Genomic DNA, 20,173 nt, shown 5'->3' on the forward strand with positions numbered 1-20,173 from the left:
GCTGCTAAGTGCTGCAACTTCAAGCAGTTCCGAATACATCGTCATGTGACTCGTTAAGTTTTAGCGTGATGCGTCGCGGGCTCAGATCGGTGCGGGCAGGCTGCTCCAGCGGGCTGTCCAGCTCATGCTCAACCGGATCGGCTTCGGCGGTATCTTCGGGTAACTCTGAGTGGGCAAAGATTTCCCTGGGGAGCTGTTCGGGATGCTGAAACAGCTGGCGCTGGGAGAACAGGCTGGTCCAGGGCAGCTTGCAGATGTTGCCCAGTGCAGCTTCCAGTCCTTCGGCACTGCAGGCGAACAGGAACAGATACAGCTTGCCATCAATCATCGTGGCAATATCGCCAAAGCGGCGGATGCTCAATTGCCCAAGACACTGGGCGGGTTTCAGACTGCTGGAGATCTGCAGCTCGACCAACTGATGGGAAATATCGCCGGAGGCGGTTTCGTACACCTGATCAAGGGTGGCCAGAAACTCCGATGGTTGCAGCAAACCACGTACTTGCGGCGGCTGTAATCTGGCCATCAGCGCTTCCATGTCATCGCTGGCCGGACGAAACCAGAGCTGTCCCTGAATGCTGTTGATCAACATCAGGAAGTGTTCGCCTGGGGTACGGGCAGGAATGATCAGGTTGGCGCCGCTGACCAGCAGCAACTGTTGATCGCGGTGGCGCAGACAGGCATTCAGCTCCCGGACGACAATTTTTATGGCACTGCCGCAGGCGTTGCGCAGGCGCCTGGCCATACGCGCCAGGGATTCGACCTGACGGTTTTCGTTGACGGCCAGTATCACGGTCGCGGCTTTGGCGTTAAGGGCTCGGTTGAACAGGGTTTCGGCCTGCTCGAAGACGAGCCAGCGTGCCGATAGCGAAGGGATGTCTTGCAGAGCGCTGCGTTGTATCAGGAACTGGTCATGATCAGGGGCATGTAACGCTGACTTGTCCAGCAACCCCAGTTCCCGGCCAACAAACGACTGCTTGTGCCATTCCAACTGGTAGGTTCGGGCGGCGCTGACGCCGAGACTGTTGCGCCAGAACTGTACCTGATAGGTAATGCTGCCCTGTTGACGCTGCATGGTGGCGAATCCGGCCATATAGGCGTTCATGCGCACTGGGTCTTGATCAAAGATGGTGCTCAGTCCGTGATTCATTACCACCAGCGTGCAGTGGGACTTATGCAGCCAGCGACTGAGCTGACGCAGCCAGGAGGCAGCCTCATCATCCTCAATGGCTGACCAGGCCGATTCAGGCAGCACCATAAGCACCAGACTGCCCTTGGTCTTGATGCAGCGTTTGAGTTCGATGAGCAGATGGCGCACCGCCAAAGGAGCTGCGTCCAGAGCGATGTCGAACAGGCGCAGGCGGTTGGGGCCCTTGTCAGAGGGTATTGGTTCAAGGATGGCGTCGAGCATCCCGTTGGCGGCAATCAGCGTGGTGCTTTGTGTGGAGGGGAGAGCGGCCAAAAACTGCCGTGCCAGGCGGCGGATATCCGACTCCTGCTCAATTGCCAGCCAGTACAGGCAACCCTGATCGAGGGCAGTATGCTCCCGCGGCAGCTTACGAAAAGCTAAAGTAGGGTACTCCAAGTGACTCTCCCATCCTTCCGTAGTTTTTTCGACATCCACTATCAGTAATCACAGCCCTGATATGACAGGGTGTAGTTAATGTCTTGCCCTATGCAGGGGCAAACAATTCTCTGAACCTTCTCCGTTCTGCGCTCGGGAAGTTATGACACTTCAGGTGCGGGGGGCGGAAGAATTCCCGTGCTTGATCTACTTGCGCGCTGTCATATTTCTGGCGATAAATTTTCTTTGTGATGATCAGGATAATGACATGTCAAAGAAGTGTCATTCTGGTGGGTCGCCTGGAGTGGTGTCAATACGATACCGCTTGGATGGCATATAAAAAATGGGGGAATAGCTGGCTTAGGGCAGATCAAAGGACTCTAGCTGCTGGCCGTTCTGATCGATACTCAGAACCCAGCCGTACTTGTCCCAGTCGCCAAGCACAATGCGTTGGGCGGGTTGGCCGTCAAGCATAAGATCATGCACGGCAGGCCGGTGGGTATGGCCATGAATCAGGGTGTGAACCTTGAATTTACGCATGACGTCAGCGACGGCGCCCAGATTGACATCGGTGATGTCGCTGGGCTTGAGTCGGGTACGGGCCATGCTTTCGGCGCGTAGTTTGCGACCGATGCGATGGCGGGTCTTCAGCGGCAGATTGCGCAGGATGAAACGACTGACCGGGTTACGCAGCCAACGGCGCATTTTCATGTAGCCCAGATCATCGATGCAGAGGCTGTCGCCATGCATCAGCAGTACCGGCTCGCCGTTGAGTTCGATGCGCTGGGGGTCGCTCAGCAGGGTGCAGCGCGCTTCACGGCAGAAGCGCCGGCCAATCAGAAAGTCACGATTGCCGTGCATCAAAAATACCTTCACGCCCTGGTTAGCCAGTTGGGCGAGGGCGGCGGCAACTTCGCGTGCCAGCGGGTTGGGGTCGTCATCGCCGAGCCAGACCTCGAAAAAGTCACCCAATATATAGAGGGCGTCGGCCGTTACTGCGCGCTCGTGCAGGAAAGACAAGAACGCCCGGGTGATATCCGGGCGTTCGGCTTCCAGATGCAGATCGGAAATGAACAGGTAGCGCAACTTACTCGACCAGTTCAGCGCGCTCGATGATCACGTCCTCGACCGGCACGTCCTGATGGCCGGCGCGCATGGTGGTCGATACGGCCTTGATCTGGTTGACTACGTCCAGACCCTCGACCACCTGACCGAATACGGCATACCCCCAACCCTGAATGGTCGGGGCACTGTGGTTGAGAAAGTCATTATCAGCGACGTTAATGAAGAACTGGGCGCTGGCCGAGTGCGGCTCCATGGTCCGGGCCATGGCGATGGTGCCGATCTTGTTGCCAATGCCGTTGTTGGCTTCGTTCTCGATCGGGGCGCGGGTATCTTTCTGCTTCATGCCCGGCTCGAAGCCGCCGCCCTGGATCATGAAGTTGCCAATCACCCGGTGAAAGATGGTGTTGTCATAGTGGCCGTCACGGACATACTGCTTGAAGTTTTCAACGGTCTTGGGCGCCTTGTCGGCAAAGAGCTCCAGGGTAATGACGCCATAGTTGGTGTGCAGTTTGACCATGTCGGATAGTCCTCGGGGTTGTTCGCGAATAAATCATTGATCAGTCAGGTGCGCGCATTCAGGCGCCTGACCATTTGCGTTATGATAAGCGTTTTGGCCAAGGCGGCCTAGATAAAATCGGCAATGCTCACCAGCTGCGCCCCGAACTGAGTCACGTAAACCCTATGAACAAACCGGAATCCACCGCGCCCGCCCACTTCCTTCGCCAGATCGTCCAGGCTGACCTGGAAGCAGGCAAGCACAGCCAGATCGTCACCCGCTTTCCGCCGGAGCCCAACGGCTACCTGCACATCGGGCATGCCAAGTCGATCTGTCTGAACTTCGGCCTGGCTGGGGAGTTTGGCGGCGTCTGCAACCTGCGTTTCGATGATACCAACCCGACCAAGGAAGAGCAGGAGTACATTGACGCGATCAAGCAGGACGTCGAGTGGCTGGGTTTCCAGTGGGCGGGCGCAGTGCGCCACGCCTCGGACTACTTCGACCAGTTGCACGCCTGGGCCATCGAGCTGATCAAGGCGGGCAAGGCCTATGTCTGCGACCTGACCCCGGAGCAGGCCCGCGAATACCGTGGCAGCCTGACCGAGCCGGGCAAGAACAGCCCGTTCCGAGATCGCAGTGTCGAGGAAAACCTGGACCTGTTCGCTCGTATGACCGCCGGTGAGTTCACCGATGGTGCCAAGGTGCTGCGGGCCAAGATCGACATGAGCGCGCCGAACATGAATCTGCGTGACCCGATCATCTATCGCATTCGTCATGCCCATCACCACCAGACCGGCGACAAATGGTGCGTGTATCCCAGCTATGACTTCACTCATGGCCAATCAGACGCCATCGAGGGCATCACTCACTCGATCTGCACCCTGGAGTTTGAGGATCACCGCCCGCTGTACGAATGGTTCCTCGACAACCTGCCGGTACCCTGCAAGCCACGTCAGTACGAGTTCGCCCGCCTGAACCTGAACTACACGGTGACCAGCAAGCGCAAGCTCAAGCAACTGGTAGATGAAGGCCATGTGGATGGCTGGGATGATCCGCGCATGTCGACCCTGAGCGCTTTCCGTCGGCGCGGCTACACCCCTGCATCTATTCGCGAGTTTTGCGAACGCATTGGCGTGACCCGCTCTGACGGTGTGGTCGATATGGGCATGCTGGAGTTCTGTATTCGTGACGACCTGGATGCCCATGCGCCGAGGGCCATGTGCGTGCTGCGCCCGCTCAAGGTGGTGATTACCAATTACCCCGAAGGGCAGGTGGAGACCCTGGAACTGCCGCGTCATCCCAAGCAGGATATCGGTGTGCGTGTGCTGCCGTTCAGCCGTGAGATCTACATCGACCGTGACGATTTCATGATCGATCCGCCCAAGGGTTACAAGCGTCTGGAGCCGGGTGGTGAAGTACGCCTGCGTGGCAGCTATGTGATCCGTGCCGACGAGGCGATCACCGACGCCGAGGGCAACATTGTCGAGCTGCGCTGCAGCTACGATCCGGACACTCTGGGCAAGAATCCCGAAGGCCGCAAGGTCAAGGGGGTGATTCACTGGGTACCGGCGGCTGAAAGCATCGAGTGCGAAGTGCGCCTGTATGATCGCCTGTTCAAGACCGCCAACCCGGACAAGGGCGAAGAGGGTGGCAGTTTCCTCGACAACATCAACCCTGAGTCGCTGGTGGTGCTCAAGGGCTGCCGCGCCGAGCCGTCGCTGGCCGAGGCCAGTCTGGCCGATCGCTTCCAGTTCGAGCGAGAGGGTTACTTCTGCCTGGACAGCAAGGACTCCAGTGCCGAGCTGCCGGTGTTCAACCGCACCGTCACCCTGCGTGACTCCTGGGGGGGCTGATGGCGCTGTCGATCTACAACACCCTGAGCAAGGACAAGGCCCCGTTCCTGCCGCTGGAAGGCAATCATGTACGCATGTACGTGTGCGGCATGACCGTATATGACTTCTGTCATATCGGCCATGCCCGGGTTATGGTCGCTTTCGATGTGATCGCGCGCTGGCTGCGCCACAGTGGCTACCAGCTTACCTACGTGCGCAACATCACTGATATCGACGACAAAATCATCAAGCGCGCCAACGAGAACGGCGAGAGCTTCCAGGCCCTGACCGGGCGGATGATCGAGGCCATGCACGAGGACGAGCGCAAGCTCGCCGTGCTGCCGCCGGATCAGGAGCCACGGGCCAGCGAACACATTGCCGGCATGCATACGATGATCCAGACCCTGATCGACAAGGGCTACGCCTATGCCGCCAGCAATGGCGATGTGTATTACCGGGTTGGCAAGTTCGAGGGCTATGGCAAGTTGTCGCGGCGCAAGATCGAGGACCTGAAGATCGGGGCCCGCATCGAGGTCGATGAGGCCAAGCAAGACCCATTGGATTTCGTGCTGTGGAAAGCGGCCAAGCCTGGTGAGCCGAGCTGGGCCTCACCCTGGGGCGAGGGGCGCCCCGGCTGGCATATCGAATGCTCGGTGATGTCCACCTGCTGCCTGGGTGATACCTTCGATATCCACGGCGGTGGTCCGGATCTGGTATTTCCACACCATGAGAACGAGATTGCCCAGAGCGAAGCCGCAACAGGCAAACCTTACGCCGCTGCCTGGATGCATGCCGGTGCGGTGCGGGTGGATGGCGAAAAGATGTCCAAGAGTCTGGGCAACTTCTTCACCATCCGTGAAGTGTTGGAGAAATACCACCCTGAGGTGGTGCGCTACCTGTTGGTGGCTAGTCATTACCGCAGTGCGATCAATTACTCCGAGGACAACCTCAAGGAAGCCAAGTCGGCGCTGGAGCGTTTTTATAATGCTCTCAAAGGCTTGCCTGAGGTTTCTGCGGCTGGGGGTGAAGAGTTTGTCGCGCGTTTTGCCGCAGCGATGGATGATGACTTCAACACCCCGGAAGCCTGCGCGGTGCTGTTTGATATGGCGCGTGAGATCAATCGCCTGAAGGACAGCGATCCCCAGTCTGCTGCCGCGCTGGCCGCACGCCTGCGTGAGTTGGCTGGGTTGCTGGGTGTGCTGCAACTGGATGCCGAGGCCTTCCTGCAGGCCGGTGCTGCCGGCAAGGTTGATGCGGCTGAGGTGGAAGCGCTGATTCAGGCCCGCCTGCAAGCGCGGGCTGAGAAGAACTGGGGCGAATCCGACCGTATCCGTGATCAGCTCACTGCCATGGGGGTGGTGCTGGAAGACGGCAAGGGCGGTACCACCTGGCGTCTGGCTGACTAGCTTGGGGCGGGAGCGCTCTGCGAGCGCGAATGAATCTTGCAGCCGCATTTGCGACTGCAAGCCGTTCCTAGCCAGGGTGATACATGCGGCTCAATCGACTATCGCGCCATTGATAATGGCGCGTAGCTCCTGCCGAATCGCGTAACTGGAGGAAGGGATCAACTGGGTCATGAAGATCATGATCAGATCCTCGACCGGGTCGATGAAGAAGTTGGTACTGGCCATACCGCCCCAACCGTACTCGCCGCACGAGCCAATGGTTTGTGATCTGGCGACATCCTGCTTGACCGAGAATCCCAGGCCAAAGCCGGTGCCATCATAGGGCGTTTCGCTGAACGAGCCAGCGCGGGCCAGGCTGGGCAGATCCTGGTTGCCGGGCAGGTGATTCAGGCGCATGAACTCGAGTGTCTTGCGGCCAATGATTCGGGCACCGGCAAACTCGCCGCCATTGGCCAGGGCCTGGGCAAAGCGGTAGTAGTCATCAATGGTCGATATCAGGCCGCCACCGCCGGAAAGAAAGTTGGGTTTGCGGCTGAAGTGCGATCTGTGCGGGTCGTCCTGCAGGCTGAAACGGTCACCCGACTGGTACTGGTAGCAGGCAGCAAAGCGCGCGAGCTTGTCGGCCGGTACGCTGAAAAAGGTATCCTGCATCCCCAGCGGCTGGAAAATATGCTCGGCGAAATACTCGTCCAGGCTCTGGCCTGACAGCAGCTGGACCAGATAGCCGCAGACATCGGTAGCCACCGAGTAATTCCACGCGGTCCCCGGCGAGAACTCCAGCGGCAGGCGCGACAGTTCATCCACCAACTGTTCCAGGGTCATCCCGCCGCTGCCATCGAGCTTCAGCTCGCGGTAGGCCGCATCGACGTTACTGCGATTCATGAAGCTGTAGGTCAGGCCCGACTGGTGGGTGAGCAGGTCACGCACGGTCATCGGCCGCTGGCAGGCGCTGGTCACGAACTGAGGGTAGACCCCGGCCTTGTAAACGCGCAGATTCTGCCACGAAGGAATGTATTTGCTTACCGGATCATCCAGCAGGAAGCGACCCTGCTCGTAGAGCTGCATCAAAGCGATCGAGGTGATCGGCTTGGTCATCGAATAGATGCGAAACAGCGTGTCGCGCTCAATCGGCAGATTGCGCTCGACATCCCGCAGCCCTTGAGCCTCGCACCAGACCACCTGGCCGCGCCGGGCTACCATGGTCAAGGTACCGGCCAGTTTCCCGGGGGCCAGATAGGCACGCTGAATGTGCTCGGCAATACGGTCTAGGCGGCCAAGGTCAAGGCCGGCGATCAGGGAGTCGGTCATGCAGGGGTGTCCGGTGGATCATTAGAGGTGGCTACGTTACCTGTATCTCATTGACTGCTTCAAGCTTTGTCGTTGCCCTCTTGTGGGCAGGGTGGCCGATCGGTAAGAATCGCGCCATCTTCAGCCACATGAGGAATGCCATGAAATGAGCCAGGCGTCTCCCTGTCTGAATTGTGGTGCCTGTTGTGCCACTTTCAGGGTTTCGTTTTACTGGGCAGAAACGGATGCCGCCCCGGAGGGTTCAATCCCCCAACATCTGACGGAACAGATAACTCCGCATATCAGCTGTATGCACGGCACCAATCAGAAACCGACACGCTGCGTAGCGCTACTTGGTGAGGTTGGTGAGGCAGTACGCTGCAGCATCTACGAAAAAAGATCTTCCACCTGCCGGGAGTTCATCTGGCATGGTGAGAATGGTCAGGACAATCTGGATTGTCAGCGCGCCAGGGCCGCCCATGGCCTGCCCCCGCTGCCATCCAATCCCCAAGGCCCGGGCCTGATCCCGATCATCGCTGCGTGAAACCCACGCTCCGCCACTAAGGCGGGGCGTGAGGGTTAAGCCGTTTTAACGCCTACTGCTGTTGCTGGGCCTGCACATCTTGCGGGCCATTGAACCATGTGTGGTGGATAGCCTCATGTAGTTCGATAAAGTCGAGCTGAATCTCATCGACGAAGGCATGCAGCCGGTCCGGCTCGGCCGCCAGTGGCAGGATATCGGCTTCGGCCAGATGCTTGAGGCAGGCTTCGACCTCCTTTAGTGCCGTTTCATGGCGGGGCAGGGTGCGCAGCCCGGCAGCCAGTTGTTCCAGACTGCAGGCTACCGACCGGGGGAAATGGCGATCCTGCAACAGGTAACGCAGTACGTCAGGCCCGCGAATGCGCAGGCGTACATGCTGGCGATACATTTGATATCCGCTCAGGGACTTGAGCACGCTCATCCACTGCAGGGTTTCAAAGGGGGTCAGGTCCTCGGGGCTGCGCGGCAACAGGTTGGCTGAACGCACGTCGATCACCCTGGTGGTCATGTCAGCGCGCTCCAACTGCCGGCCCAGCATCAGGAATGTGCGTGCCGGGGTGTAGCTTAAAGTTCCCTCGATCAAGCCGGTGACGGTCTGACAACTACGAATAACCCGTCCGAGAAAGGCATCGCGCCGACGCGGGGTGATACCGGCTTGCACCTGTTCCTTGACGTTGAGATAGAGCTGGTTGACCTCTTCCCAGATTTCCCGCGGGATGACATCCCGAGTGGTGCGCAAATTCTCCCGGGATGCGGCCAGGGAGCTTATGATCGAGCCGGAGTAGCGGGTATCGCCACACATGAACGACAGCACGCTGGCTTCATCGCGAACCGGATAATGCTCGTCGAACAGTTCGTCGTTGCCGGTAATGGCAATGATTTCCGACCAGCCGAGTTTGGTCGGGCGCGGTAAATCCAGCAGCAGATTGCTGGTAACGCTGAGCAGGCGGGCTGTGTCTTCGGCTCGCTCGAGGTAGCGGGCCAGCCAGTAAATGTTTTCTGCAACGCGTGAAAGCATAATGTGTCCCTTGCTCAATTGCCTGACAGGTCGACGATCCAGGTGTCCTTGCTGCCACCACCCTGGGATGAGTTGACCACCAGCGAGCCCTTGGTCAGCGCCACCCTGGTCAGCCCGCCAGTGGTCACCCAGGGTGTTTCGCCAGAGAGAATGAACGGTCTGAGGTCAACGTGCCGGGGCTCCATTGCGCCGTCGCACAGGGTTGGCGAGGTCGACAGGCTCAGGGTCGGTTGCGCCATGTAATTGCGGGGATTGGCCTTGATCAGCTCGGCAAATTTCTGACGTTCCTTCTTGCTGGCATGAGGACCGATCAGCATACCGTAGCCACCAGACTCGTTGGCCGGCTTGACTACCAGCTTGTCGAGATTGGCCAATACGTAGTCGCGGTCCTGATCGAACATGCACAGATAGCTTGGGACATTAGGCAGCAGCGGTTCCTGGTCCAGATAGTATTTGATGATTTGCGGCACGAAGGCATACACCACCTTGTCGTCGGCCACTCCAGCACCGGGAGCATTGGCCAGTGCGACATTACCCTTGCGCCAGGCGCGCATCAGGCCGCGTACGCCGAGCATGGAGTCAGGATTGAATACCTCTGGGTCAAGGAACATGTCGTCCACCCGACGGTAGATTACATCGACCCGGCACAAGCCATCGACCAGGCGCATATACACGCAGTCATCGTCTCCCACCACCAGGTCGCTGCCCTCGACCAGTTGCACGCCCATTTGCTGGGCCAGATAGGAGTGCTCGTAATAGGCCGAGTTATAGATCCCGGGGGTCAGGATCACGATCACCGGATCATCGCCGGGGCGTGGCGACATTGAGGACAACATTTCGTAGAGCTGGGAGGTGTAGTCGTCGACCGGTTGAATGCGCCCGGTAGCGAACAGATCCGGCAGCACCCGTTTGGTGACATTGCGGTTCTCCAGCATGTAGGACACCCCGGAAGGAACCCGCAGGTTGTCTTCCAGCACATACAGGGTTCCGTCCTTGTCTCTGACCAGATCGGAGCCGCAGATATGCGCCCAGACATTGTGCGGGGTATGGATGCCGACGCATTGCGGACGGAAGTTTGCCGACTGAGCCAGTACTTCGGCTGGAAACACGCCGTCCTTGATGATTTTTTGTTCGTGGTACAAGTCGTCGATGAACAGGTTGAGCGCCTGTACGCGCTGCTTGAGACCCGCTTCAGTCCGTTGCCACTCCTGTAGCGGGATGATCCGCGGAACTATGTCGAAGGGCCAGGCCCGGTCGATCATGCTGCCTTCGGTGTAGACCGTGAAGGTGATGCCCATCAGCTGGATTGCCACCTCGGCAGCAGTCTTGTGTTCTGCCAGCTCCCGGGCATCGAGGCTGGCCAGGTACTCGCACAGCATGGCTGCTTCAGGGCGGGGGGTACCGGGTGCTGCGATCAGTTCGTCATAGAACCCTTTGGGGTTGTAGTCCTGCCAGTCGACTTTACTCATGCAAGCTCTCGTTCTACATGCGTGGGTGTTGTGAGGGTATTTGCAATTGCCATACCAGAGGGGCTTTCGGGCAGGCCGTTTCGTGTGGCCGGAGCACTACAGTGTTTGTAACACTGCTAGTGTTACAGAGTAGCTTAGAAGCACCGTGCCGGTGGGTTGGCACAGCCATTGCCTTGGATTCCAGCTTGCAGAGCCTTGAACAGGGATAGCTTTACATGACCATACGCGTAGCACTCCGGCACAGTACTCACTACCAGTTCGACCGGCCCGTAGCGGTCTCGCCACACCTGGTTCGGTTGCGTCCAGCCCCCCATTGCCGCACCCCGATCGAAGCCTATAGTTTAAGGGTCGAGGGTGGTGAGTACTTCATCAACTGGCAGCAGGATCCCTTTGGAAATCATGTTGCTCGCCTGGTTTTTCCTGAAAAAATCAAAGAGTTGAAGGTTGACGTTGAAGTTGTTGCTCCGATGACGGTGATCAACCCCTTTGACTTCTTCATTGAGGACTACGCCGAAAATTACCCCTTCAACTACAGCAGCGAACTACGCCGTGATCTGGCACCTTATCTGGAGTTGACCGAGTCCGGGCCGCTACTGAGCCAATGGCTGGCAGAGGTGCCCAGGGGGGCGCGCCAGACCACTGACTTTCTGGTGGGTCTGAACCAGCGGGTGCAGGCCGATGTCAGCTACCTGGTTCGTATGGAACCCGGTGTTCAGACCGGTGAACAGACCCTGGAAAAGGGCAGTGGCTCGTGCCGCGACTCGGCCTGGCTACTGGTTCAAATCCTGCGGCACCTGGGCCTGGCAGCCCGGTTTGTCTCGGGCTATCTGATTCAGCTCACCGCTGATCTCAAGGCACTCGACGGCCCGAGCGGGCCAGAGGCCGACTTCACTGATCTGCATGCCTGGGCCGAGGTGTTCATCCCTGGGGCTGGCTGGATCGGGCTGGACCCGACTTCCGGGCTTTTTGCTGGCGAAGGTCACTTGCCGCTGGCGGCTACCCCCGACCCATCCAGCGCTGCACCGATAACGGGCGCGACCGACAAATGCGAGGTCGAGTTCTCCTTTTCCATGGCGGTAACCCGCATTCACGAAGATCCGCGGGTAACCAAACCCTACACGCAGACTCAATGGCAGCGTATAGACGCCTTGGGAGCGCTGGTTGACCAGCACCTGGAGGCGCTGGATGTACGTCTGACCATGGGCGGCGAGCCCACTTTTGTATCAGTGGATGATATGGATGCACCGGAATGGAACACGGCAGCTCTTGGGCCGACAAAACGCCGATTCTCCGAGCAGTTGCTCACGCGCCTGCGTCCGCATTATGCGCCTGGCTCGTTGGTGCATTACCAGCAGGGCAAATGGTATCCGGGCGAACCGCTGCCGCGCTGGGCCTTGGCCTGTTATTGGCGTCGCGATGGCGTGCCAGTCTGGCGCGATGACCGCTGGCTGGCCGACAGTGCTCAGGATTACGGGTTCGGTGAGCCGGAAGCTCTGCGCTTTGCCACAGCGCTGGTACGGCGGCTGGGAGTAGCGGAGCGGTTTTTGATTCCGGGCTACGAGGATGCCTACTATTACCTGTGGCTGGAGCAGACCCTGCCGATTGATGTCGAGTTGCAGGGCGAGGATCTCAAGGATGACGCCAATCGGTTGCGCCTGGCCCGCTTGCTTGAGCGCGGACTGGATAGTCTGACCGGCTTGGTATTGCCCTTGGCCCGCAGTGTCGATGGCCAGCGCTGGTTGTCTGGCGAGTGGCCGGTGCGCCGTGATTACCTGTATCTGGTGCCGGGCGACTCGCCCATGGGGTTGCGTCTGCCACTGAGTGCGCTGCCGGTGCAGCGCCGTGATGAGCCTTTGCCGCGCTCATTGTTTGAGGCGCCGCCTGCTTTGCCCGATGTGCATGGTGAAGTGGCCAGCCGCTACAGTGCCGCCGAAGCGCCGATTTACGCCGAACCAGGCATGCATCATCAGGCGGCTGGCCAGGATTGGCAGGAACAGCGCCCCGAGCTGCGAGATCAGGGCGTCATCGGGACGGCGCTGTGCATTGAGCCGCGCGACGGCAAGCTGTTCGTTTTTCTGCCTCCGTTGGCCCAGCTTGAGGACTTTCTCGCTTTGGTTGCGGTGATTGAGCAGACTGCCGCCGATACCGGCTTGCCGGTGTGCCTGGAAGGTTACGCGCCGCCTGCCGATCCGCGTCTGGAGAAATTTATGATTACCCCGGACCCGGGGGTGATCGAGGTGAATGTCATGCCGGCTGCTAGCTGGCCGACACTGGTGCGCAATACCCGGATACTCTATGACGAGGCTCGTCAGACCCGGCTGGGAACCGAGAAGTTCATGCTCGATGGCCGGCATACCGGCACCGGTGGCGGCAATCACGTGACCCTGGGTGGTCCCACTCCGCTTGATTCCCCCTTTCTGCGCCGTCCTGACCTGCTGGCCAGTCTGTTGACTTACTGGCAGCATCATCCGAGCTTGTCCTACTTGTTCTCGGGGCTGTTCATTGGCCCGACCAGCCAGGCACCGCGGGTTGATGAGGCCCGTCACGAGGCACTGTACGAGCTGGAGATTGCTCTGGCCCAGATGCCCGCAGGTGAAGTGCCCCAGCCCTGGCTGGTTGACCGCTTGCTGCGTCATCTGCTGACCGATATCACCGGCAATACCCACCGGGCCGAATTCTGCATCGACAAGCTGTATTCGCCGGACAGCGCCAGCGGGCGCCTGGGGCTGGTCGAGCTGCGCGGCTTTGAAATGCCGCCGCATGCTGACATGAGCCTGATGCAGCAGTTGCTGATCCGTGCGCTGGTGGCCCGATTCTGGACCAAACCGTATCGCAAGCCGCTGGTACGCTGGGGTACGGCCCTGCATGACCGCTGGCTGATGCCGCATTACCTGTGGCAGGACCTGCTGGAAGTGATTGAAGACCTGCGTCGCCATGGTTTCGAGTTTGAGCATGACTGGTTCGCGCCGTTTCTCGAATTCCGCTTCCCAATGTGTGGCGAGGTCCAGTATCAGGGCGTGAGCCTGGCTCTGCGCCAGGCGATCGAGCCCTGGCATGTGCTGGGCGAGGAAGCGGCTGGTGGGGGCACTGCCCGCTACGTGGATTCTTCGGTTGAGCGGCTGGAGGTCAAGCTACGCGACTTCAATCCGGCCCGTCATGTGCTGACCTGTAACGGCTTCAAGGTTCCGCTGCATGCCACCGGCGTGCCGGGTGAGGCGGTCGCTGCTGTGCGTTATCGGGCCTGGCAACCGCCGTCAGCCCTGCACCCGATGATCGAGGTCCAGGCGCCGCTGGTGTTCGATCTGATCGACACCTGGAATCAGCGCTCGCTGGGTGGCTGCACCTATCATGTGGTCCACCCGGCTGGACGCAACTATGAACACTTCCCGGTAAATGCCAACGAGGCTGAAGCCCGGCGCCTGGCCAGATTCTGGCATTACGGTCACAGTCAGGGAGCGATTGGCCAGATTCAGCAGGCGCCAGGGCAGGAGTATCCACATACCCTGGATTTGCGTAGGGCAGGGGTGCCGCCCACTGGTTTATAATGCGAACTTCGTTCAATCTGTCGTGATACGGCTCGAATATGCCGTGGAGACAACAATAATGCAGCAAACGAGTGGTCTTGGGGCGGCGCTGGAGGCCTTGTTGGGAGAGTATCCGGGACATGGCCTGTATGATGAGCTGCTTGGCGACAATCGCCAGCCCAGAGCGCACTGGCAAACTCTGCTGGAAGACTTCACCTTGCTGGGGCCGGAGGTGCTGGCCGCGCGCTCGGAAGAAGTGCAGAACCTGCTGCATGAGAATGGTGTTACTTTCAATCCCTATGAGGATAATCCCGGACAGTTGCGCTCCTGGCAGCTCGATTGCCTGCCCTGGGTGATCAGCACTGAGGAGTGGGAGGTGCTCGAAGCCGGCCTGCGTCAGCGTAGTCGGCTGCTGGAGCATCTGATCGATGACCTGTACGGCGAACGTCGGGTCATCACCGAAGGGCTGTTGCCGCCGGAGCTGGTTTATAGCCATCCCGGTTTTCTGTTTTCCGCTGCCGACCTGCCCAATCAATTGGAGCGTCCACTGCTAATCATCCATGGCACGGATTTGATCCGTGATTCTGATGGAAACTGGCTGGCTCTGGCTGACTGGACCCAGTCGCCAGCCGGGGCTGGCTATGCCCTGGAGAACCGCATCATTCTGTCCCGTGCGTTGCCAAGTATTTACCGGGATGCGCCGATCAAACGTCTGGCTGGTTTTCTGCAGGCGCAGCATCGTTGCCTGGCCAGCCTGGCCAACACCCAGCGCGAACAGCCCAATATTGTTCTGTTGTCGCCGGGACCAGGCAGTCCAGGTTATTTCGAACACGCCTGGCTGGCCAATTATATGAACTTTTCCCTGGTCGAAGGCGCTGATCTGGTGGTCCGTGATGGTCAGGTATCGGTCCGGGCTCTTGGCGGACTGACCCAGGTGGATGTGATCGTCCGTCAGATCAACGATCCCTGGTGCGACCCGCTGGAGCTTCGCCCGGACTCACTGCTGGGCGTGCCTGGGTTGCTGCAGGCTGCGCGCAATGGCGAGGTGCGTATTGCCAATGCCCTGGGGACCGGAGTGCTCGAGCATCCGGCTCTGGCGGCTTTTTTGCCGATGCTGTGCCTCCGGCTGCTGGGGGAAGAACTGTTGCTGCCCTGTCGGGAAAGCCTCTGGTGCGGCGACCCGCAGTCGCGGCAACAGGTGATGACCGGGCTGGATAACTGGCATATCCGCGATGTTACGCAGTCGGGCAAGGTGTTCATTCCTGAACAAATGTCACTGACGGCAGTCGAGGCGTTGCGTCGGGATCTCAACAAACGCCCCCACTTGTTTACCGCGCAACGGCCACTGACATCGTCGGTCGCGCCGGGCTTCAACCCCCAGACCCGGCAGTTGGAGCGGCAAAGCACCACCTTGCGATTCTTCAGCCTGGTTGAGCCGGACGATCTGAAAAAACCGGTACAGCAGCGCAATTATCGGGTTATGCCGGGTGGTCTGGCCTGGGTCGGCGAGCCCGGAGCGTCGCTGATGCAGAGCCGCACGGTCAAGGATATCTGGGTCATGGCACCGGTGCCGCAGCCGCATATCAGTCTGTTGCGTCAGGCCCAGGGGCCGATTGTGGTGACTCGCGATGGCAAGGACCTGCCCTGCCGGGTCGCTGAAAGCTTGTTCTGGATGGGGCGCTATGGCGAACGCCTGGATGCCCGGGCCAGATTGTTGCGTGAGGCGCTGGCGCGACTACTGCAAGAGGATCGGGCCGAGGCCGGAGTACATCTGATGCCGGATCTGCTGGCGGCGCTGGAGATCCCGCTCGATGCCGAAGGCCTGCCGGCGGATCAGGAGGAGGGCGAGCCACAGACCCTCAACGGGCGGTTTTCACGTGAATATGTGATCAGCCGTGATCGGTTGCTGCAGCTGTTTGCCGACGATCAGCCTGATGGTCTGCCCATGTTGTTCGGCCATTTTGTGCGCAACAGCCGGGCGGTACGTGACCATCTGGGCGACGATGCCTGGCGGGCGATCAATGTCATGCGTCAGCGTTTCAACAACATCTCGCGGACCAGGGGAATTGTGGTTGGCCAGCGTCACCTGGAAGCCATGGTACTCGATCTGTCGGCCTTCTTCGGGCTGTGCAACGAAACCATGCCGCATCACTACGGCTGGCGCTTTCTCGATATCGGGCGTTTCATCGAGCGTGCGCTGAACAGTCTTGAGCTGCTCAAGCTGGCGTTGCTGACCGCTCAGCAGCCGGGAATCCCGCTGTGGGAGGTAGTGCTGGCGACTACTGACAACTTCACTGTCTATCGACGCCGCTATCGCTCCCAACTGCATCCCTCGGCCATTCTCGACCTGTTGCTGTTCGATGAAACCAATCCTCGCTCGATTGGCTACATGCTCAAACGTCTGGGCCGGCAAATCGTGCGCCTGCCGTCCCCGGGCAGCTCGCCTTACCGTAATCTTGAAAATCGCCTGATCATCCAGGCCACCAGCGCCTTGCATCTGGTCGATATCGACAGCCTGGCCGATCTTGAGAAGTCGGCCGAGGCCCGGGCGGCTCTGGCGGATCTGCTAGACCGCCTGATCGAGCCCATGGCCGAGTTGTCCAATGCCGTATCCCACAGTCATTTCAGCCACGTTGAAATGCCCCGGCAACTGGTCACCATGCAATACACCCCGACCTGAACGAGCCCTGATCAATGAAATATCAACTGCGCCATACCACGCGCTATGAATACAGCGGCCCGGTCACCCTGAGCCACAATGAGGCGCGAATCCTGCCCCGGCAATTGCCCTGGCAGCGCTGCGACAACACCCGCATCGAAATCATTCCGGCTCCGGTTCGTCAGCGTGAACGGACGGATTTCTTTGGTAATCGGGTAGTGAACTTCTCTCTGGAGTCCCTGCATGACAGCCTGGAAGTGCACGTCTTCAGCGAAGTCACGACCTCGGCGCGACCTGCCCAGGATTTCTTCTCCTCAATGGCCTGGGAGTCGGCAGTTGCGGCCTTGCGTGAAGACGGACGTCACAGTAATGCCGATACGCTCGAGTCCCGGCTGTATGTAATGGACTCGGCCTTCGTTCAGGCCCATGACCACCTGGCCAGCTACGCGGCCAAAAGTTTCACCCCCGGGCGCAACCTGATTGAGGCAATCCTGGACCTGAATACCCGGATCTTTACTGAATTCAGCTATGACCCAGGATTCACTACAGTCGCCACCCCGTTGGCCGAGGTTCTGGCCAGTCGGCGGGGGGTATGCCAGGACTTTGCCCATCTGACCATCGGCTGCCTGCGCTCGCTGGGGCTGGCGGGGCGTTATGTCAGTGGCTACATGGAAACCCTGCCGCCACCAGGGCAGGAGAAATTGCTGGGTGCCGACGCCACTCACGCCTGGTTGGCAGTTTTCATTCCGGGCTGGGGCTGGCTGGAGATCGACCCCACCAATGGCTGCTTGCCGGATGAGCGCTATATCGTGCTGGGTTGGGGGCGTGATTTTGCCGATGTAACTCCGCTCAAGGGGGTCATGACCGGGGGCGGCGAACATGTGCTCAGTGTGGCCGTTGACGTATTGCCGCTGGGTGATGAGCCAGGGGAGGGCGTATTGGTCTAGGTAACCTCTGAAAAACTACCTGCGTTGGCAATACTGCGTTAAAAACAGCCTCAAAATGCTCATTTACACCACGTAAACTGCGCTTTTTCGGCTGTTTTTGCCTTGTCTTGCCTGCCTCGCCTACGTTTTTCAGAGGTTACCTAACCACGCATGCAGTGGCTGGTCTGTCTGAAACGAAAAACCCGGCCGAAGCCGGGTTTTTGCTTGGTACAGCAGCCTTACATGTTGGGATAGTTCGGGCCGCCAGTACCTTCAGGAGCGATCCAGTTGATGTTCTGGGCCGGATCCTTGATGTCGCAAGTCTTGCAGTGCACGCAGTTCTGCGCGTTGATCTGGAAGCGCTTGCTGCCGTCATCGTTCTGGACGATCTCATACACGCCAGCCGGGCAGTAACGCTGGGCCGGCTCGTCGTACAGCGGCAGGTTCTTCTCCAGCGGAATGCTCGGGTCCTTGAGGGTCAGGTGAACCGGCTGATCTTCCTCATGGTTGGTGTTGGACAGGAACACCGAAGACAGCTTGTCGAAGCTGATTACCCCATCCGGCTTGGGATAGCTGATCTTCTTGGCTTCGGAAGCCTTCTTCATGCAGGCGTAATCCGGAGTCTTGTCACGCAGGGTGAAAGGGATCTTGCCGCCGAACAGGTTCTGATCCAGCCAGTTGACGCCGCCGCCAATGATGGCGCCGAACTTGTGCACTGCCGGGCCGAAGTTGCGGGCACGGAACAGTTCGTCATACAGCCAGCTCGACTTGAAGCTGTCAACGTAACCGGTCAGCTCGTCGCCACCTTCACTGCCAGCCTTGAGCGCTTCGACAATGGCGTCGGCGGCCAGCATACCGGATTTCATAGCGGTGTGGCTGCCCTTGATCTTGGCAAAGTTCAGGGTGCCCAGATCGCAACCAATCAACGCACCACCGGGGAAGACCATCTTCGGCAGCGAGTTGAAACCACCCTTGCAGATGGCGCGGGCACCATAAGCAACGCGCTTGCCGCCTTCCAGGTACTGCTTGATCACCGGGTGGTGCTTGTAGCGCTGGAACTCGTCGAACGGCGACAGATGCGGATTGGCGTAGGACAGGTCGATGATCAGACCAACGACGACCTGGTTGTTTTCCAGGTGATAGAGGAAGGAACCACCGGTGTTTTCGGTGCCCATGATATCCATCGGCCAGCCGGCGGTGTGAACTACCAGACCCTGCTGGTGCTTGGCCGGATCGATATCCCAGATTTCCTTGATGCCGATACCGTAGTGCTGGGCGTCAGCGTCGCTGTCAAGATTGTACTTTTTGATCAGCTGCTTGCCGATGTGGCCACGGCAACCTTCAGCGAACAGGGTGTACTTGGCGCGCAGCTCCATACCCGGGGTATAGAAGCCTTCTTTGGGGTTGCCTTCACGGTCGACACCCAGATCGCCAGTGAGGATCCCCTTGACCACGCCGTTCTCATCGATCAGTGCTTCCTGGGCGGCGAAGCCCGGATATACCTCTACGCCCAGGTTCTCAGCCTGCTGGGCCAGCCAGCGGCACAGGTTGCCCAGGGAGATGATGTAGTTGCCTTCATTGTGCATGGTTTTGGGCACAAAGAAGTCGGGAACCTTGGTGGCTTTCTCTTCACTGGTCAGGACGTAGATATCGTCACGAATGACCGGAGTGTTCAGCGGGGCTTCCAGTTCTTTCCAGTTGGGGAACAGCTCGTTAAGCGCACGCGGCTCGAAAACCGCACCGGAGAGAATGTGGGCGCCGACTTCGGAACCTTTCTCCACCACGCAGACACTGATTTCCTGCCCGGCTTCAGCAGCTTGCTGCTTGATGCGGCAAGCGGCGGACAGACCGGACGGACCAGCGCCCACGATGACAACGTCAAACTCCATGAATTCGCGTTCCACAAGCAATCTCCTACACTAGGCCAGCTAAATAACGGTTTTTTTAGATCTTCCCTGATCGGTTTAGCCGAGCATTATAACAGTCTGTCTCATCGGCTCCAATCCAAAGATCGAACTGGCAGCCCCTGACAATACGACTTTAGACCTAACGGACTATTGACCCTCACACAGAGGGCCGGCATGATAGTTGCCCTGAATGATAATCTCGATTTAGTCTGATTGTGAACGATTTGTTGTTGTTCGGTCACTTTTTGGCATCGAGTGGTTGCACCCAAGGAACCTCTGAAAAACGTAGGCGAGGCGGGCAAGACAAGGCAAAAACAGCCGAAAAAGCGCAGTTTACGTGGTGTAAATGAGCATTTTGACCGGGCTCGCGATCGAGGCTGTTTTTAACGCAGTATTGCCAACGCAGGTAGTTTTTCAGAGGTTCTCTAACTCAATGAGGTAGCCATGAAGGTACTAGTAGCCGTTAAGCGCGTGGTCGACTA

The 20,173-nt window shown here is 59.0% G+C and carries 13 protein-coding genes; 6 read left to right on the forward strand and 7 right to left on the reverse strand.

Translation table 11 applies throughout. From position 1 onward, the window contains the following. Positions 1-19 precede the first annotated feature (19 nt). The 3 genes from bcsE to C2846_RS03475 all read right to left on the reverse strand — a co-directional run bounded on the left by bcsE (position 20) and on the right by C2846_RS03475 (position 3,143). Positions 20-1,582: a cellulose biosynthesis protein BcsE gene (gene bcsE, locus C2846_RS03465; RefSeq protein WP_119700670.1), complete on the reverse strand. Its 1,563-nt coding sequence runs from the start codon at positions 1,580-1,582 to the stop codon at positions 20-22. Positions 1,583-1,921: 339 nt separating this feature from the next. Then, complete coding sequence (lpxH, locus tag C2846_RS03470) at positions 1,922-2,647, reverse strand: UDP-2,3-diacylglucosamine diphosphatase (RefSeq protein WP_119700671.1); 726 nt, start codon at positions 2,645-2,647, stop codon at positions 1,922-1,924. Position 2,648: 1 nt separating this feature from the next. Beyond that, positions 2,649-3,143, reverse strand: a complete 495-nt coding sequence (locus C2846_RS03475; RefSeq protein ID WP_119700672.1) for a peptidylprolyl isomerase — start codon at positions 3,141-3,143, stop codon at positions 2,649-2,651. A gap of 164 nt (positions 3,144-3,307) precedes the next feature. Between C2846_RS03475 and C2846_RS03480 the strand changes: the two genes are divergently transcribed. Together C2846_RS03480 and cysS are read left to right on the forward strand one after the other, a co-directional pair. Then, positions 3,308-4,975: a glutamine--tRNA ligase/YqeY domain fusion protein gene (locus C2846_RS03480; protein ID WP_119700697.1), complete on the forward strand. Its 1,668-nt coding sequence runs from the start codon at positions 3,308-3,310 to the stop codon at positions 4,973-4,975. Then, positions 4,975-6,360 carry a cysteine--tRNA ligase gene (cysS, locus tag C2846_RS03485; RefSeq protein WP_119700673.1) on the forward strand — a complete coding sequence of 462 codons (1,386 nt, stop codon included), beginning with the start codon at positions 4,975-4,977 and terminating at the stop codon, positions 6,358-6,360. The genes C2846_RS03480 and cysS overlap by 1 nt, the downstream gene beginning before the upstream one ends. A 90-nt stretch (positions 6,361-6,450) precedes the next feature. On the opposite strand, the gene C2846_RS03490 is transcribed toward cysS, so the two are convergent. Continuing rightward, entirely contained in the window at positions 6,451-7,668 is a 1,218-nt protein-coding gene (locus tag C2846_RS03490) for a serine hydrolase domain-containing protein (RefSeq protein ID WP_119700674.1), read from the reverse strand. Between the two features lie 145 nt (positions 7,669-7,813). Here C2846_RS03490 and C2846_RS03495 point away from each other — a divergent pair, with 145 nt between their 5' ends. Further along, positions 7,814-8,191, forward strand: coding sequence for a YkgJ family cysteine cluster protein (locus tag C2846_RS03495; RefSeq protein ID WP_119700675.1), 378 nt, complete (start codon positions 7,814-7,816; stop codon positions 8,189-8,191). Between the two features lie 52 nt (positions 8,192-8,243). Here the strand turns inward: C2846_RS03495 and C2846_RS03500 are convergent, their stop codons facing one another. Both C2846_RS03500 and C2846_RS03505 read right to left on the reverse strand, forming a co-directional pair. Further along, on the reverse strand, positions 8,244-9,206 hold the full coding sequence (locus tag C2846_RS03500; RefSeq protein WP_119700676.1) for an alpha-E domain-containing protein: 963 nt from the start codon (positions 9,204-9,206) through the stop codon (positions 8,244-8,246). Between the two features lie 14 nt (positions 9,207-9,220). Continuing rightward, a complete protein-coding gene (locus tag C2846_RS03505; RefSeq protein ID WP_119700677.1) occupies positions 9,221-10,675 on the reverse strand; it encodes a circularly permuted type 2 ATP-grasp protein in 1,455 nt (484 codons plus the stop codon). A 215-nt stretch (positions 10,676-10,890) separates the two neighbouring features. On the opposite strand from C2846_RS03505, the gene C2846_RS03510 reads away from it, so the two are divergent. Genes C2846_RS03510 through C2846_RS03520 form a run of 3 tightly spaced genes read left to right on the forward strand, consistent with a single transcriptional unit; the run spans position 10,891 to position 17,805 of the window. Next, positions 10,891-14,220: a transglutaminase family protein gene (locus tag C2846_RS03510; protein WP_119700678.1), complete on the forward strand. Its 3,330-nt coding sequence runs from the start codon at positions 10,891-10,893 to the stop codon at positions 14,218-14,220. 58 nt (positions 14,221-14,278) lie between these two features. Then, positions 14,279-16,879 (forward strand): circularly permuted type 2 ATP-grasp protein, encoded by a 2,601-nt coding sequence (locus tag C2846_RS03515; protein WP_119700679.1) that lies wholly within the window; start codon positions 14,279-14,281, stop codon positions 16,877-16,879. Positions 16,880-16,893: 14 nt separating this feature from the next. Further along, entirely contained in the window at positions 16,894-17,805 is a 912-nt protein-coding gene (locus C2846_RS03520; protein WP_119700680.1) for a transglutaminase family protein, read from the forward strand. Between the two features lie 218 nt (positions 17,806-18,023). On the opposite strand, the gene C2846_RS03530 is transcribed toward C2846_RS03520, so the two are convergent. Beyond that, positions 18,024-19,688, reverse strand: coding sequence for an electron transfer flavoprotein-ubiquinone oxidoreductase (locus tag C2846_RS03530; RefSeq protein WP_119700681.1), 1,665 nt, complete (start codon positions 19,686-19,688; stop codon positions 18,024-18,026). Between the last annotated feature and the right edge of the window lie 485 nt (positions 19,689-20,173).

The sequence above is a fragment of the Pseudomonas jilinensis genome, from assembly GCF_003586265.1.
Taxonomy (GTDB): Bacteria; Pseudomonadota; Gammaproteobacteria; order Pseudomonadales; family Pseudomonadaceae; genus Halopseudomonas; species Halopseudomonas phragmitis.

Excerpts from the sequence above, each read along its gene's own strand:
- C2846_RS03475 (WP_119700672.1), bottom strand. The coding sequence starts at position 3,143 with ATGGTCAAACTGCACACCAACTATGGCGTCATTACCCTGGAGCTCTTT.
- C2846_RS03480 (WP_119700697.1), top strand. The coding sequence starts at position 3,308 with ATGAACAAACCGGAATCCACCGCGCCCGCCCACTTCCTTCGCCAGATC.
- cysS (WP_119700673.1), top strand. The coding sequence starts at position 4,975 with ATGGCGCTGTCGATCTACAACACCCTGAGCAAGGACAAGGCCCCGTTC.
- C2846_RS03490 (WP_119700674.1), bottom strand. The coding sequence starts at position 7,668 with ATGACCGACTCCCTGATCGCCGGCCTTGACCTTGGCCGCCTAGACCGT.
- C2846_RS03495 (WP_119700675.1), top strand. The coding sequence starts at position 7,814 with ATGAGCCAGGCGTCTCCCTGTCTGAATTGTGGTGCCTGTTGTGCCACT.
- C2846_RS03500 (WP_119700676.1), bottom strand. The coding sequence starts at position 9,206 with ATGCTTTCACGCGTTGCAGAAAACATTTACTGGCTGGCCCGCTACCTC.
- C2846_RS03505 (WP_119700677.1), bottom strand. The coding sequence starts at position 10,675 with ATGAGTAAAGTCGACTGGCAGGACTACAACCCCAAAGGGTTCTATGAC.
- C2846_RS03510 (WP_119700678.1), top strand. The coding sequence starts at position 10,891 with ATGACCATACGCGTAGCACTCCGGCACAGTACTCACTACCAGTTCGAC.
- C2846_RS03515 (WP_119700679.1), top strand. The coding sequence starts at position 14,279 with ATGCAGCAAACGAGTGGTCTTGGGGCGGCGCTGGAGGCCTTGTTGGGA.
- C2846_RS03520 (WP_119700680.1), top strand. The coding sequence starts at position 16,894 with ATGAAATATCAACTGCGCCATACCACGCGCTATGAATACAGCGGCCCG.